The organism is Mucilaginibacter sp. P2_D11, assembly GCF_056404435.1.
The window spans coordinates 1-16,122 of the sequence record NZ_JBFUEA010000002.1; the positions used below are offsets into that span (position 1 = coordinate 1).

Below are 16,122 nucleotides of genomic sequence, written 5' to 3' on the forward strand. Positions count from 1 at the left end.
AAAAGTAGACCTCAATCAAGGCATAGTCAGTGTTTGCACCAGGCCCGGGCAACTATTCTATAGTTACTATCAAGGAATGATCAAGAATAATATCGAACACCTATCCATATTGAATCGGATAAAAAACGTTTTGCTAAAGCTTGTATTCAAACTCATTCATTCGGACACACTGTTTAATCAAGAAATCTTCATGAAAAATAAACTATCATGGCAAAAACATTTGCATATGTCATAGTAATCAACATGACGGCCATTTTTTGATGGTTTCGAACACCCATCACCCCAACCCGCTACCCCCCCCTCTTTTTTTCCCCACAAATACCTATATTTAAAAAAATTACCAACGCCTCCCCACATGAAAAAACTACTACTGATTGCCTTAACCGTCATATCCTTATCGGCATCGGCCCAAAACGCCGCAACCCGTAAACTCATCAGCGCCAAAGCCGATGCATTGCAGGCTAAGATAGTGGCCTGGCGGCGCGATTTCCACGAGCATCCCGAGCTAGGCAACCGCGAGGTGCGCACCGCAGGCATTATCGCCGCCCATTTAAAGTCGCTGGGGATAGAGGTGCAAACGGGCGTAGCCACAACCGGCGTAGTTGGTATATTGAAGGGCGGCAAGCCCGGCCCGGTGGTGGCCCTGCGTGCCGATATGGATGCCCTGCCGGTTACCGAACGGGGGGACCTTCCCTTTGCATCCAAAGTAAAAACGCAATATAACGGCAACGAGGTGGGCGTAATGCATGCCTGCGGGCACGATTCGCATATGGCCATACTGATGGCCGTTGCAGAGATACTATCGGGCATGAAAAATGATTTGCACGGTACGGTGAAATTCATCTTCCAACCGGCAGAGGAGGGTGCGCCCTTTGGCGAGAAGGGCGGTGCCGAGCAGATGGTAAAAGAAGGCGTGATGGATAACCCGCATGTGGACGTCATCTTCGGCTTGCATATCAACTCGCAAACCGAGGTGGGCAAAATAGTGTACCGCCCGGGCGGCATTATGGCCGGCGTAAGCGACCTGCAGATTATCGTCAAAGGCCGCTCGGCACATGGCGCATACCCCTGGAGCAGCGTTGACCCGATGGTGGTATCGGCACAAATCATCACCGGCCTGCAAACTATTGTAAGCCGTAATGTAAACATCACCGAGAATCCCGCCGTGGTTACCATAGGGGCCATTACCGGGGGCACGCGGTTCAACATCATAGCCGAGAGCGTGAAGATGCAGGGGACAGTGCGCTACTTTACCCAAAGCGACGAGAAGCTGATAACCGATAACGTAAGGCGCATTGCCACCAAAACCGCCGAGGCTTACGGCGCAACGGCCGAGGTGTTGCTGCCCTACAGCAACCATTACCCCGTTACCTTTAACGACCCAGCCCTAACCGCCCTGATGCTGCCCACCCTGGAAGGCACCGCCGGCAAGGACAATGTGAGCCTGCGCCCACCCGTAACCGGTGCCGAAGATTTTAGCTTTTTTCAGCAGAAGGTACCGGGCATTTTCTTCTTTTTAGGCGGCATGCCCAAAGGAAGCAACGCACTCGCTGCCCCATCGCACCATACACCCGATTTTTACCTGGACGAAAGCGGCTTCGCCTTGGGCGTAAAAGCCCTGTGCAACTTAACACTGGAATATATGGCGATAAAAAAATAAGCAATTAAGGGAATTTCATAAAACAGAATGCCTATTTTAGATGCTGGCAAACCTAACCTGTCGCAATGAAATCAACATCCATTACTCTTTACTTTTTGTTTTGTGTATTATTCCTGGCCTCATGCAAAAAAGACCCTGGCGTAGAGCCGGATACACCCGATAATAAACCAAACCTGCAAGCAGTATCGGCAACGGTGTACATCGATGGCGGTGTTACGCTAAAAGGGCAAATGAATAAAATACCGGCAAATCTTACTGCGTTTGGTTTTATCGTATCTCCCGACAGTCTTTTTAAAAGTAACGTGCAGGTTTACCCGGCTAAAACTACGGCGGCAATTGGTGAATTTAAGGTTGATATTAACAATGGGCTAAACAAGAATACGAAATACTTCTATACTGTTTATTATTCAAGTACCGATAACCCTTTTGTTTTTTACAACGAGATGTCGTTTATATCGACAGGCACAAAACGAATGAAAATAGATTCCATCGCCCCCCTAAAGGCTCACCTTGGCGATACCCTAACGGTAAAAGGGAAATATTTCAGCAATCAATCACTCTATTTAAAATTCGGGGAACTTTCTGCAGTAACTATACCGGGCAACGATAGTGTATTTAAGGTGGTCGTCCCAAATCTTCTTACCTCAATAAACCCGGTAATCACCTTGGTCAATGTGGATAGGACGGACACCATTTCAACCTTATTTTCGCTCTACGCGCCAACTATCAGCAGCTCCACGCAACTTGGCACTTTTAGAGATACGGTAACTATCACCGGAGACCATTTTGGCATAGGCCCAACAACCAATGAAGTCTTGTTTGGTACAGTGAAGGCCAATATAATTAGCTCCACTCGCAAGCAAATACGAGTTCTGGTGCCCGATGGCGTTGAAACCAGTATCAGCAAAATAACAGTTAAGGCGCAAGCGCAATCAGTAGTGGCTGGCTCCTCTTTCCAAATACGAAAACCCGAAATAACATTTGCACCTGGGAGTGCATATATAAATGATGCCATAATCATAAAAGGCAAATATTTTCATCCGCTGGCAATTAAAAACACCGTTGTATTTGAGCATACAACGGCGCAAATAAACTCGGCCAGCAGTTCGGAGTTAACCATGAACGTGCCAAACGGCGCTTACCCGCACAGGACCGCAACCATAAAACTGACCATGCTGGATTATGTAATAACTTACACCATTGATATGTCCATTAGTGATAAATGGGTTGTTGTTAATGATGCCGTTCCTTTTAACGTTACGATGCCTGCCGGTACGTTTACGATAAATAATGTATCGTACGCCGTGGCATCTTCAAAAGAATTTGGCGACCCGAGAAACTATTTGTGGAAATTCAACCCAGAAGACTTTAGCTGGCAAAAAATAACCATCCCGGTAAATTTTTCGCGCGGGATAGTTACCTCAAATGGTATCAAGGCTTATTTGTACATATATGACGACATTGACAACTTTTGGGAATTTAACCCGGCCACCAATACCTGGACCAAAAAAACAAGCTATCTCTATGGCCGGCGTAATGGTACAATTATGTTTGCCACCAATGGCAAGGTGTATGTAGGGGGCGGGTACCGGGAGTTCGACCTACAGCCCGATAATACTTTTTATGAGTTTGATATAGCCGCGAATACCTGGAAGCAAATTGCAAATTTCCCCGACACTTTCGGCAATTTCCGTTCCGAGGCAGCGGCTTTTGTAATTAATAACGTAGCTTATGTTGGCTGCGGAGCAACCAATACCGGAATGAGTGATTTTTATAAATATAATCCGGCTAATAATACCTGGGTGAGGCTTCACGATTTTCCCGACGCAAGGCATTATACATCATCGTTTACATTAAATGGTTATGGCTATGTTGTGGGGGGTACCAGGGTTGGGGGTTCATCTACCCGTACCTGTTTTAAATATGACCCTGTGGCCGATACGTGGACTGCGTTAAAAGAAGACGTTGGTTTATGGTTATTAGGCGCAAGCGGGTTTGAACGCGGGTTCGCTTTTTCTAATAACGGCAAAGCTTACGCCGGCGGTGGCGATAGTGCTGCTGCAAATTACCAGTTGTTGCAAGCCTATGGCAGTACCTTGTAAACAAGTATTTTGAAGAATTCTCAAGGGCAGGAAGACCAAAACATAAAAAGGATATTCGAAGAAAAAGTACATGAGCTATCGAATCAGGAATCAAGTTACCTTGTTCCGAACTTTGAGTTTTAAAGTTTTTTTAGTAAAAATAAGCAACCCTTTTATGCCAATTAACCCCTTGAAACGCTTTACACTGCCCTGCCTTTTAACATTGGCCATGGCCATCGGCTGCGGCCCCTGCGGCGGCGTTAAGGTGAGCGTACAATTACCGCCGCCACCAATAGATGCGCCTCCGCCACCACCAATGCCAATAGCACCCGATAGCGAATATTTGGCTTTCGATAGTGTAATGCTTAACGGCAAGTTGCCCATGGAAAGCGAAATGCCCGAGGCAACACAGCTGCTGGGTAATCAATATAAATTAGCCAAAGCTACCCAGTACCAAAAGGATAATTCGTATTACGAAGACCTTTTCACCTATTGCACGTTTAAAGGCCTGGAGTTTGAAAAGTATGGAGATACGCTTATCCTGAGGAATATCGATTTCGAAAAGAACCCGGCCTTGTCTTTATCGTCGGCCAGGCTTACATTAAACGGCACTACAACTATTCAAACTTTGCAAAAGGTATTCCCAAAAGCTTTTGCCAATGAATTGAGTGGTACCGATATGGATAAAACCATGGCGGTGAGCATATCGGCCATGGGTACCATGCAGCAGGACGAGTGGATATTATATTTCGACAGGCGCAACAACAGATTGAAAAAAATTTATTTTTGGGTTGATAATGATATGAATCCGCCTACGCCGAAACGCCAATAACATAGCTGCCTGCGGCTAAACCTAAATATGGCTTTCTACGATTTTCACTTCGCACCCGAGCCTTTTTTCAAATTCTTCTACGAAATCGTCGTTAAGGTCCGCCCAATTCCAAAAGGTAAAGCCAAGATTGCTGAATCCCCATTGGGGTTCTATTTCATAGTCATTTATATCGCTTGCATTATGGCATAGCGGGCATTCCAGCAGCGAGTTCCCATTTTCCGAAAAACCCGAAAAATTCCATTCTTCCGATGCGATATCCTCATAGCATTGGGGGCAAACGAAGCTATCCAACCCGTTCTCTCCCGTATGAAAAACTGTTCGCTCGGTGACAACTTCAAGGCCGTTAGTTATCAGGCCAAAAGGTAGGTACTCTGGTTCATCGGTTAATGCTTTAGCACCTGTGTCTATTGCGTAGCCCTGTGCAGATGACAGCACGCAATCGGATTTATTGGGCTTGATGGCTCTTATCGAAACCAGCCAGTCCACTATCTCGGTAGCTTTCGATAACCTATCGTGATAGTCGGCAATGTTAGGTACGATGGATGTACTGGTATCGCTCATATGCAGGTATAGTTTTGGCTAATTTACTTGTTGAGGCAGCACTTTCCAAAGATAATTTTGCCAGAATGGGCACTTTTTTAGCAGCAACCGGCTTAAAAGCATATATCTTTGAGTTGATATCGATTTGAATCTGCCCACGCCCAAACGCCAATAACCATAATAAAACCTAAGCCATGCTAAAAACTGCCTTTACCACCACGTTATTGCTCACCTGCTTTGCCGCAGTTTTCGGGCAAACAAAGTATCTCGACCGTAAGACCATCGACCACATCACAGACAGCATCGAAACAGAAGGCAAGAGATTATACCGCTCAGAATGGGCATCATGGTACGGTACGGATATTTTCAGGGAAAAATGTGCAGATAAAAGGCCGCTCTCAGCCGGCTATATATCTTACGAAACAGCCGAAGGGATGTATAATATCTTTTATAGCAAAGGCGAGCAACCTAAAGTACTTTGCACTATATTTTTTGGGAATGATTTCAATCAGCAAAAATACACACTCGATACCGTCCCGCGGCTTTTTACGGCCGTCGAAAAAGAGTACTTCGATATCCGCATTGCAGCGATAAAAAGAATGGAAACCGATACCATTTTTAAATTTTACCAAAATACCAGCCTTAATCCGGTACCAATTATACACGAGGGGAATAAAAAAGTTTATGTGCTTACCGGCACAAGCCAAAGCGGCGTAGTGCTTTTTGGAAACGATTACTTATTGCGTTTCAACAACCAAAATGAAGTGGCATCAGTAAAAAAACTGCACAATACCTTGTTGGTTATGAAAACGGGCAACGCTCAAGACAGTTCAAGAACAACAAGCAGCTTCCATTCGCACGTAGCAGGGAACGACCCGTTTATGACGGCCACGGATATATGTACCATGATGTTGTACCAGCATTACACTGCCTGGGTTACCATGGCAGTAATTTCTAAAGACTATATGTCGAGTTGGGATTGCGAGAAAAGAAGGCTGGTAATACTTACTATGGAAGCCTGGGACAAGATAAACGCCGACCAGAAAACCCGGCACCCTAAACAATAATCCCTCTTGGCCAATCTCCTTTTCATCTGCAGCAAAAACCAATGGCGCAGCCCAACGGCCGAGCTATTGTTTAAAAATCATCCTTTGCACCAGGCACGGTCGGCAGGTACCAGTGCAAAGGCGAGAGTGCGGCTGAGCCAAAAACTGCTGGACTGGGCTGATGAGGTTTTCGTGATGGAATACAAGCACCGCGAGATCATCAAAAACAACCTACAGTTGAACGGCAAAACCCTTATTGTGCTGGGCATTGAAGATGCCTACCAATTCAACGACCCGGAACTGGTAGAGATATTGAAGGTGAGCTTGGTGGAGTATTTGTGATTTAAACCCGTCATGTTGAAATTTTTTCAACACCCCATCATAAAAGTAGCCACGGTGCTAGCCGCCTTGCATGCCGCGTGTGTCTAAACCGCTGATTTCAATGATTAATTGATTTCGTTGATTTGTCTGAACCTTGATTCATAGGATTAAGCTATTTCTTGATTCTCTTTCCTGTCTCGAATGAAGATATCGTCATATTGATTACTGTTTCAACACCCCATCATAGCAGCCAATATGCTTATCCGCTTTGCGTACCGGTTACCTGTCGTGTGGGGTACCGAAACAAGTTCGGCATGACGATGTTGTCCATAAATCCGAAATCGAAAGTCCCAATTCCGAAATCTCTCTAATCCACCTTCTTAAAATCATAAGGGTTGTACTCAATAAAATCGGCCACTTTTACGCGTACACCGGTTACCTTATTATTAAAGGTAAAAAACGGGAACACGGCTTTGCCCAGGGTGGGGTCGCTAAAGGTTACGTAGAAACGGTTGTCGCCCAGGGCCTGCAGCTTGGCGTACATTTTTTGGTGATGCTCAAAGCGCATTTCCAATATACCGTTCTCTCCGGTGGTAATTTCCATATTGCCGTAAAACTCGTTGGTGTACTTGCCAATGTACTCGCTTAGGGATAGTTTGGGTTTCGGCATCAGGGCCACGCTATCGCGCAGCTTGCGGTCGGCCTGTAGCTGGCGGGTGGCGTTGGCTTTAAACTGGGCCAGGTACACCTCGCTGTAATTGCGGAAACGCTGCTTAAAATAAGCGTCCATCACCTCCCACTTCAGCGCTTCGTAAAACTCGTTCTGATCGGTATTGGTAAGTACGATGATGCCCAGCTTATCCTGCGGTACCAGCGTTACCGAGGTAAGGTAGCCGTTAACCCCGCCGGTATGCATATAAATACGGTGGCCGCTGTAATCCTGTATCTCCCAACCCAGGCCGTACAGCTCAAAATTGGTTTCGCCGTTAAGGTGTTTTACGCTGCCTACTATATCCTGCGGCTGGCGGGTTGCCTGTATGGCGGCGGCGGGTATTACCTGGCGCGCGCCAACCTTGCCATCGTTTAGCAGGGCCAGCACCCACTTGCTCATATCGTTTACCGAGGAACTGATGGAGCCCGCAGGGGCGAGGCCGTCAATACTTGCGTAAGGTATAGCCGTAAGGCGGTTATCTACAAACGTATGCGGCACGGTGCGGTTGATAGCTTTGGGCATATCGACGCTGAGGGCCAAAGTATTACCCATACCCAGCGGCGCAAAAATATTGTCCTTCACGTATGCTTCCCATGGCCTGCCTATCACCCTCGGGATAATTTCACCGGCGGTTAAAAACGCAGCGTTGGTATAGCCCCAGGTGGTGCGGAAAGGGTAGGTGGCTTTCATTACCCCCAGCTTGTCTATCACGTCGTGCCGGGCCAGGTTGGTATTGTAAAAAGTAAAATCGCCCTGAAAGGTGCGGAAACCCAGGCGGTGGCAAAGCAGGTCTTTTACTATGGCCAGTTCGCCGGCGGCTTTGTCTGCCAGCTTAAACTCGGGGATGTATTTGGTCACCTTATCATCCAGCGATAGTTTTTTATCGGCCTGCAGCATGGCCAGCGCGGTAGCAGTAAAGGCCTTGGTGTTGCTGCCTATCATAAACAGGGTGTTCTCGTCTACCTTGTTCATCAGGCCCAGCTCTTTTACGCCGAAGCCTTTCATCAGCACTATCTTGCCGTCCTTAACAATGCACACTGCTGCACCGGGTATGCGCCAATTGGTAATAGCGCGGTTAATGTAGCTAACGAGGCTGTCTTTGATGAATTTGCTACGGTCGATGTTCTGTGCACGGGCCGTAGACAATGCAAAAAGCGCAAAAACAAGCAGGTATATTTTTTTCATCGGGCGGATATTTAATTCAAGGCTTTAAAATGCTAATTTAACGCAAAATTTACCGGGGCAATGGTTTGTTAACAAATAACAGCGGAAATCGCTTTTAAGTTTTCACTCCCCTCTAGAGAGGGGGCGGGCCGGCCCGGGCGATGGCGGGGGTGTGTTAGGCGGTATGCATAACGGCTAACACACCCCTCCACCCCTCTCGAGAGGGGATTCGCACTGGCCACGGCTCTTATTTTTAACTGCTATTCCCAAAAATCTGCAAACGTTTAATCTCATTTCAATATGAAAATTTACCGCCGGGGCCTGGCCCTTGTCATGTTTTTATTGATGCTGGCCCAGAGAGCAGCATTTGCGCAAATACCATCAACCCATTGGGCAAACGATGGCTACCAGTACTACAAAGTACAAAGCGGCGAAATCGTTGTGCTTGATGCCCGCGATGCCGCCAAAAAAACCGTGCTGCTGAGCAAGGAGATGCTTACGCCGGCCGGAGGAAAGCCCATTGCTCCCCGCAATTTCTACCTATCGGCCGATGGCCAAAAGGTGCTGATATACACCAACGCCAAAAAAGTGTGGCGCTACCCCACCCGTGGCGATTATTGGGTGTATGACCTTACTGCCAAAAAACTGACCCAGCTCGGCGGCAAATTGCCGGTGTCATCGCTCATGTTCGGCAAACTCTCGCCCGATGGCAGCAAGGTTGGCTACGTGAGCGGGCATAATATTTATGTAGAGACTTTGGCCGATAACAGCATCAAACAACTCACTACCGATGGCACCGATAAACTCATTAACGGCACGTTCGATTGGGTGTATGAGGAAGAGTTCTTTTGCCGCGACGGCTTCCGCTGGAGCCCCGATAGCAAGCAGATAGCCTACTGGCAGATAGATGCCAGCAAAACCAAGAACTATTTGATGCTGAACACTACCGATTCGATATACCCCTTCGTAAAACCGGTAGAGTACCCAATTGCCGGCGAACCGCCATCGCCGTTTAAAATAGGCGTTATCAGCGCGGCAGGCGGCAGTACCAAATGGATGGACATCCCAACCGACGCGGTGCTGCAATCGTACGTTCCGCGCATGGAGTGGGCCGCCAACAGCAGCGAGTTGATTGTCGAACACATGAACCGCGCCCAAAACCATACCGAAGTAATGATGCTGAACGTTGCCACCGGCAAAGGCAGCACCATTTACCAGGAAACCGATACCGCATGGATAGATATTTTGCCCGAGTGGGAAGAGCATTACTATTACGGCGGCTGGGACTGGTTCAACAAAGGCAAAGAGTTTTTATGGGCCAGCGAAAAAGACGGCTGGCGCCACCTGTACCGCATAAGCCGCGATGGCAAAAAAGAGAAACTCATCACCAAAGGCAGTTATGATGTAATGCAGATAAACGCCATAGACGAGCTATCGGGCTATGTTTATTTTTCGGCTTCGCCGGATAATGCCACGCAGAAATATCTTTACCGTACCAAGCTCGATGGCAGCGGTAAGGCAGAACGCCTTAGCCCGCTTACCGAAGCCGGCTGGCACGAGTACGACGTATCGCCAAACGGGAAAGCGGCAACCCATGCCTTCTCCAACTACTATACCGAAGGCGTAAACGAAGTGGTGGCCCTACCTACCCACAAAACCTTCAGCGGCGATGAAAAAGTGCTGAAAGCGCTTACCGCATCTGCCGATGCAAAAACAAAATCGAATGTGGAGTTCTTCCAGGTAAAAACCGAAGATGGCGTTACGATGGACGGTTGGATGCAAAAACCCGACAATTTCGACCCAACAAAGAAATACCCCGTAGTGCTATACGTTTACGGCGAGCCATGGGGCCAAAACGTGAAAGATGAATTTGGCACCAGCTACAACTTTATGTACACGGGCGATATGGCTAAGGATGGCTACATCTATATGTCGATAGATAACCGCGGTACCCCGGTACCAAAGGGCCGCGACTGGCGCAAATCTATTTACAAAGGTATCGGCACCATAAACATCCGCGATCTGGCTATGGGAACCAAGCAATTGCTTAAAGACCGCCGTTACCTGGATAGCAGCCGCGTAGCGGTATGGGGCTGGAGCGGCGGCGGATCATCAACCCTTAACCTGATGTTTCAATACGGCGATATATTCAAAACCGGCATCGCGGTGGCAGCCGTTGGCAACCAGCTTACCTACGATAATATTTACCAGGAACGCTATACGGGCGTACCGGTAGATGCGGCAGGCCGCGAAGCATTCACCAAAGGCTCGCCCATTACATACGCCAAAAACCTTAAAGGCAACCTGCTTTATGTACACGGCACCGGCGACGATAACGTGCATTACACCAATGCCGAGCAACTGATAAACGAACTGGTGAAGTACAACAAGCAGTTCCAACTGATGCTGTACCCTAACCGTACCCATGGTATATCAGAGGGGGCAGGCACCACCACGCACCTGCGCACCATGTACACCAATTATTTGCGCCAGTACTGCCCGCCGGGAGCGAGATAGAAGATTTGAATATCGAATGATGAATGTCGAACTCCGAATGTCGAAGGGGTTTACTTCATCATTCGATATTCATAATTCGGTGTTCGATATTCAAACTTCAAACAAAAAGCCCTGCTGATTATCTCGGCAGGGCTTCGTTGTTTAAATTTTATAGGGTTAAAAAGAGAGCCCGTCTGTATCGGTTATGTCGACGCTTTCGTTGGCATCACCGTTATGCTTTACGCCGTTGCGGGGAGCATTGTCATTTTGCTCAAAATCTGTTTTGCGGCCGAGCATGGTAAAGTTTTCGGCAACCACTTCGGTGGTGTATTTTTTGATGCCTTCCTTATCTTCGAAAGAACGGGTGCGCAATTTGCCTTCTATGTAAACCAACTTGCCTTTTTGTAAGAACTTGGCGGCTACATCGGCCAGCCCCCGCCACATTACTATATTATGCCACTCTGTTTGCTCTACTTTGCGGCCATCCTTGTTAAACGTTTCAGAAGTAGCTAAGGGGAAGCTCGCTACGGCCACGCCGCCCTCCAAATGCCTTACTTCCGGGTCCTTTCCTAAATGACCTACAAGTATTACTTTATTAATTCCAGACATGCCATAAAATAACGGAAAATTATTTAGAAATTAAAAAAATCTTTTATAAATATAAAAATAGTCTTCGGCATAGCTAAATTTTCCATATTAAGAACAGTTGTATAAAACCAGGTTTCTTTCAACTTAAGGGGTACACCATCTAAAACGATAAAACGGATAAACAATTGCTGGTGCGTAAGCACATGCTTAATCACCGCAGTACCTTGGCGGACAGCCACATCCCTGCCAAAAAAATCAACTACTTCGGGCAGTTGCAACAGGGTCTCAGGCTCCATTACAGCTTCGGTTTCTATAAGTGGCAGGTCGTACATATTGGCCCATATATCGCCTTCCCCGCGCTTATTCATCAGCAGGTTTTGGCCATCGGTAATTAACAGATAGTTAAAAAAGCGTTTACGCACTTTAACCGTCTTCAATTTAACCGGCAAATAAGTGGTTGCATTGTTTTTAAAGGCTACGCATCCCAACCGAACCGGGCAAATACCACAGGCCGGATTGCGCGGCTTGCACTGCATGGCCCCAAACTCCATCATAGCCTGGTTGTGCAGGGCGGGGCGCCGCCTGTCCAGGGCCTCATCGGCCAGGGCCTGGAAAAGCTTCTTCCCTTTAGGCGAATTAATGGGTTCATCAATACCAAAAAAACGCGCCAGCACGCGGTAAACATTGCCGTCTACCACTGCCCGCGCCTCGTTTGCCGAAAAGGACGAGATGGCCGCGGCGGTATATTCGCCTATACCCTTTAGTTTAATCAGCTCGTTATAAGCGGTAGGGAACACACCATTATATTGCTGTTGCACCAATTGCGCGGTCTTAAGCATATTGCGGCCACGCGAGTAGTAACCCAGGCCCTGCCAAAGCTTCAAAATATCGTCTTCAGGTGCCGCTGCAAAGTGCGCAACCGTTGGATATTTTTCTGCAAAGCGGTAGTAATAAGGCATTCCCTGCTCTACGCGGGTTTGCTGCAGTATAATTTCAGATAGCCATATGAGGTAGGCATCGGTGGTGTTGCGCCATGGCAAATCGCGCTTGTTTTGCTGGTACCAGCTAATCAATTGGGTAGATAAATCCATCTTTTGCAAAGATACTTTATCCATCTCAGTATCATAATCTAAGCCCGCAAACGCCCATTTTGGGCACTTGTAAAAAAAATACTCCAATTATTTTAATCTTTAAATTTAAAGCAATACTTTTGCAACCCCAAAACAGTTAAGTATTTATACATTTTAAATAAAGAAAACAGGATATGACCAAGGCAGAAATTATAGCTGAAATCTCTTCTAAAACAGGTATCGAGAAGGTTGATGTGCAGGAAACCGTTGAAGCATTTTTCAAAGTAGTAAAAAGCTCGATGGTAGGCGGCGAAAATGTTTACGTTAGAGGCTTCGGAAGTTTCGTAGTAAAAAAGAGGGCTAAGAAAACCGCCCGTAACATCTCAAAGAATACTGCCATTATTATCCCCGAGCACTTCGTGCCAAGCTTTAAGCCAGCAAAAACTTTCGTTGAGAAAGTACGCACCGGCAACAAAACCACCGCTAAAGCAAGCAAATAATAAGCAATGAATAAAAAGCAGATAGCCGTATGCGCAATAGTAGTATTTACTATGGGCTATTTGTATCTGCAACCCGTTAAAGGTTTGGTAAAAACCCAGGATGCGGGCAGTAAACCGGCTGCTGCAGCCGGTGCCGCGGAGCCCCCTACCGAAGTAACACTAGCTTCGGTTGAGGAGATTGCCCGGCCTGCCTTAAGCGCACAACAGGCGCAGCAGGTAAGCACGCTGGAAGAAAAGCTGAAAACAGCATCTGATGCCGACAAAGCAAACTTACAGCTGGAAATTGCTGCCCTTTGGGATGCCGCAAGGCAACCTGCACCAGCGGCGTTTTATTACCAGGACATTGCCCAGCGCACAAACGCGTTTGATGATTGGGTAAACGCCGGCAACCGCTTTAACGAAGCTACCCGTGCATCGCAGGATGCACAGGCACAGGTGGCTTTGAGCGCAAAGGCGGCTACGGCATTCACCAATGCCACCAAGCTGAAGCCAAACGATTTGGAAGCCAAAACCGGCCTGGGCGTTGCCTATGTGAACGGTGGCGGCATGCCAATGCAGGGTATTACTTTACTGCTGGATGTAGTAAAGCAGGACCCTAAAAACCACTCGGCATTGCTCAACTTAGGCATGTTTGCCATGAAGAGCGGGCAGTACGATAAGGCCGTAGCCAGGTTTAAAACCATGATTGCCATAAAAGAAGAGCTTGAGCCCTACTTTTACCTGGCAGAAAGTTATAAACAGCTGGGCCAAAAGAAAGAAGCTATTGCGGCTTATGAAAAATGCAAGGAATTGATAGGCGACCCTGTAGAGGCACAGCGTATCGACGAATTTATAAAGGAATTAAAAAAATAAATCACACTTAAAAATTATTATCATGCCAAGCGGTAAAAAACGTAAGAGACATAAAATGGCTACCCACAAACGCAAAAAGCGTTTAAGAAAAAACAGGCATAAGAAAAAATAAGCTATCGCGATAGCTTATGAAGTCCCGCACAACCTGCGGGACTATTTATGTTTTATTTTTTTCCCAACCCGCGGTGTCTTATGGCGCCGTTTTAAGAAATGGAGTAGCAATTGATAAAAGAATTAATTATCGATTCATCCCCCAACGGGGCTACTATTGCATTAATACAGGACAAACAACTTGTAGAACTCCATAAAGAGCACATCACCAATAATTATACTGTTGGAGATTTGTATTTAGGCCGCATTAAAAAAATTATGCCGAGCCTGAATGCTGCTTTTGTGGATGTAGGTTACGAGAAGGATGCCTTTTTGCATTATCTTGATTTGGGGCCGCAGGTACAAAGCCTGCTTAAGCTAACCAAACAAGTACGTAGCGGGGGATACCAATCGAAGCTTTTAGATAACTTTAAGCTCGAGGCGGATATAAACAAAGGAGGCAAAATCTCTGATGTTTTATCGAAGGGAGTGCTTGTACCAGTACAAATTGCCAAGGAGCCTATCTCAACAAAGGGCCCCAGGCTTAGCAGCGACCTGTCTATTGCGGGCCGCTATGTTGTTTTGGTGCCTTTTTCTGAGGTGATATCCATCTCTAAAAAGATTAAGAGCAATACCGAGCGCACACGCCTGCGCAAGGTGGTAGAGAGCATCAAACCAAAGCATTTCGGCGTAATTATACGCACCGTATCCGAAAGTAAAGGTGTTGACGAGTTGCAGAAGGACCTGCTGGATCTGATTTCCAAATGGGAAGTCTTTGTAACCAAGCTGCAAGGCACCGAGCCTTCTAAAAAGGTTTTGGGCGAAATTGGCCGTACATCAACTATCCTGAGAGATATCCTTAACCCGGATTTTCAGCACATTTATGTGAACGAGCAGAGCATGTACGATGATGTAAAATCGTATATCCACGAAATCTCACCGGAGATGGAGGGCATCGTGCGTTTGCATAAGCACAAAGAACCAATATTCGAGCATCACGGCGTTGATAAGCAGATAAAAGGCGCGTTTGGCAAAACGGTTAACCTGGCCGGCGGCGCTTACCTGGTTATTGAGCATACCGAGGCCCTGCACGTTATCGACGTAAACAGCGGCAACCGCACGGCTAATAAAGAAAATCAGGAGGATAACGCTTACCAGGTAAACAAGGAAGCGGCCAAAGAAATTGCCCGCCAGTTGCGCCTGCGCGATATGGGCGGCATCGTGGTAGTCGATTTTATAGACATGCACAAGCCGAACAACCGCAAGGAACTGTTCGATTACCTGAAGGCCCAAATGGCCGACGATCGCGCCAAGCACACCATTTTGCCGCCAAGCAAATTCGGGTTGATACAGATTACCCGCCAGCGCGTTAGGCCAGAGATGAACATCGTTACCAGCGAGGTTTGCCCTGCCTGTAACGGAACGGGGACTATACGCCCAACGGTATTGCTGCTGGATGATATCGAAAACAATTTCAACTTCATCCTGGAGGAGCAGAACGAGAAAAACATTACCCTTTGCGTACACCCGTACATTGAAGCATTCATCAAAAAAGGCCTCTTTAACCGCCAGATGAAATGGTACTTTAAGTACAACCAGTGGATAAAGGTAAAAAGCAACCCGGCTTACCAGATAACCGAGTTCCACTTCTTCTCGGGCAAAGACGAAGAGATTAAGTTGTAGATGTGCAGATATGCAGATGAAAAAGAGCAGATGTTTTAATTAGCATCTGCTCTTTTTGCGTTAAGGGATATTTATTGTAGCTTACATCACAAAACCCACCTAAGCTATATGAAGAAGTCGCATATTATCCTTGCTATCGTCGCCGTGATATTGATTATCGCTGCCCTTACAAACCCCAATACACAGCGGCACAAAGAGGCCGTAAAAGAAAAGCTCACCGCATACGTGGACGAAAAAGTGAAAGATGATAGCAGCGGCCTTGGCGCACTGTTTGGCACCGCCTTGATAAGCCGCGCCGTAGATAGCCTGGTAAGCAGCGACAATTACCTGTTCTTCTCCCTCACCAAAATGAGCTACCAGGAGCGTTCCAAAGTAGTGGGTATGGGGGTGTTCGGGAATGTAATCCTATTTGGCAGCGTTGATGATTTGGCGAACGCGGGGTTGCAGCGGTAAATGGATGTGCAGATTTTAAATGTGCGGGTGTGCA

General features: G+C 47.1%; 14 protein-coding genes. 10 read left to right on the top strand and 4 right to left on the bottom strand.

Annotated elements, in window-relative coordinates; translation table 11 throughout:
- Positions 1 to 355: 355 nt before the first annotated feature.
- The 3 genes from AC1DXC_RS02885 (at position 356) to AC1DXC_RS02895 (ending at position 4,573) form a co-directional block, all read left to right on the top strand.
- On the top strand, positions 356 to 1,660 hold the full coding sequence (locus AC1DXC_RS02885) for an amidohydrolase (protein WP_477457631.1): 1,305 nt from the start codon (positions 356 to 358) through the stop codon (positions 1,658 to 1,660).
- A 65-nt stretch (positions 1,661 to 1,725) separates the two neighbouring features.
- Positions 1,726 to 3,762, top strand: coding sequence for a Kelch repeat-containing protein (locus AC1DXC_RS02890; RefSeq protein WP_477457632.1), 2,037 nt, complete (start codon positions 1,726 to 1,728; stop codon positions 3,760 to 3,762).
- Positions 3,763 to 3,931: 169 nt separating this feature from the next.
- A complete protein-coding gene (locus AC1DXC_RS02895; RefSeq protein ID WP_477457633.1) occupies positions 3,932 to 4,573 on the top strand; it encodes a hypothetical protein in 642 nt (213 codons plus the stop codon).
- A 21-nt stretch (positions 4,574 to 4,594) separates the two neighbouring features.
- Here AC1DXC_RS02895 and AC1DXC_RS02900 read toward each other — a convergent pair whose 3' ends face one another.
- Positions 4,595 to 5,134 (bottom strand): hypothetical protein, encoded by a 540-nt coding sequence (locus tag AC1DXC_RS02900; RefSeq protein ID WP_477457634.1) that lies wholly within the window; start codon positions 5,132 to 5,134, stop codon positions 4,595 to 4,597.
- 173 nt (positions 5,135 to 5,307) lie between these two features.
- Here AC1DXC_RS02900 and AC1DXC_RS02905 point away from each other — a divergent pair, with 173 nt between their 5' ends.
- Together AC1DXC_RS02905 and AC1DXC_RS02910 are read left to right on the top strand one after the other, a co-directional pair.
- Entirely contained in the window at positions 5,308 to 6,180 is an 873-nt protein-coding gene (locus AC1DXC_RS02905) for a hypothetical protein (RefSeq protein ID WP_477457635.1), read from the top strand.
- A 6-nt stretch (positions 6,181 to 6,186) separates the two neighbouring features.
- The gene (locus tag AC1DXC_RS02910; RefSeq protein ID WP_477457636.1) at positions 6,187 to 6,501 is read left to right on the top strand and encodes a low molecular weight protein tyrosine phosphatase family protein; all 315 of its coding nucleotides are present in this window, start codon (positions 6,187 to 6,189) and stop codon (positions 6,499 to 6,501) included.
- Between the two features lie 346 nt (positions 6,502 to 6,847).
- Here the strand turns inward: AC1DXC_RS02910 and AC1DXC_RS02915 are convergent, their stop codons facing one another.
- Positions 6,848 to 8,377, bottom strand: coding sequence for a serine hydrolase (locus tag AC1DXC_RS02915; protein ID WP_477457637.1), 1,530 nt, complete (start codon positions 8,375 to 8,377; stop codon positions 6,848 to 6,850).
- 279 nt (positions 8,378 to 8,656) lie between these two features.
- Between AC1DXC_RS02915 and AC1DXC_RS02920 the strand changes: the two genes are divergently transcribed.
- Positions 8,657 to 10,873, top strand: coding sequence for a S9 family peptidase (locus tag AC1DXC_RS02920; RefSeq protein ID WP_477457638.1), 2,217 nt, complete (start codon positions 8,657 to 8,659; stop codon positions 10,871 to 10,873).
- 156 nt (positions 10,874 to 11,029) lie between these two features.
- Here the strand turns inward: AC1DXC_RS02920 and AC1DXC_RS02925 are convergent, their stop codons facing one another.
- Positions 11,030 to 11,461: a single-stranded DNA-binding protein gene (locus AC1DXC_RS02925; protein WP_477457639.1), complete on the bottom strand. Its 432-nt coding sequence runs from the start codon at positions 11,459 to 11,461 to the stop codon at positions 11,030 to 11,032.
- A 23-nt stretch (positions 11,462 to 11,484) separates the two neighbouring features.
- Positions 11,485 to 12,555 carry an A/G-specific adenine glycosylase gene (mutY, locus tag AC1DXC_RS02930; RefSeq protein ID WP_477457640.1) on the bottom strand — a complete coding sequence of 357 codons (1,071 nt, stop codon included), beginning with the start codon at positions 12,553 to 12,555 and terminating at the stop codon, positions 11,485 to 11,487.
- A 149-nt stretch (positions 12,556 to 12,704) separates the two neighbouring features.
- Between mutY and AC1DXC_RS02935 the strand changes: the two genes are divergently transcribed.
- From AC1DXC_RS02935 to AC1DXC_RS02950, 4 genes are all read left to right on the top strand, one after another.
- The gene (locus AC1DXC_RS02935) at positions 12,705 to 13,010 is read left to right on the top strand and encodes an HU family DNA-binding protein (RefSeq protein WP_133226759.1); all 306 of its coding nucleotides are present in this window, start codon (positions 12,705 to 12,707) and stop codon (positions 13,008 to 13,010) included.
- A gap of 6 nt (positions 13,011 to 13,016) precedes the next feature.
- On the top strand, positions 13,017 to 13,862 hold the full coding sequence (locus AC1DXC_RS02940) for a tetratricopeptide repeat protein (RefSeq protein WP_477457641.1): 846 nt from the start codon (positions 13,017 to 13,019) through the stop codon (positions 13,860 to 13,862).
- Positions 13,863 to 14,084: 222 nt separating this feature from the next.
- Complete coding sequence (locus tag AC1DXC_RS02945) at positions 14,085 to 15,635, top strand: Rne/Rng family ribonuclease (protein ID WP_477457642.1); 1,551 nt, start codon at positions 14,085 to 14,087, stop codon at positions 15,633 to 15,635.
- A gap of 108 nt (positions 15,636 to 15,743) precedes the next feature.
- Positions 15,744 to 16,088 carry a hypothetical protein gene (locus AC1DXC_RS02950; RefSeq protein ID WP_477457643.1) on the top strand — a complete coding sequence of 115 codons (345 nt, stop codon included), beginning with the start codon at positions 15,744 to 15,746 and terminating at the stop codon, positions 16,086 to 16,088.
- Positions 16,089 to 16,122: the final 34 nt, after the last annotated feature.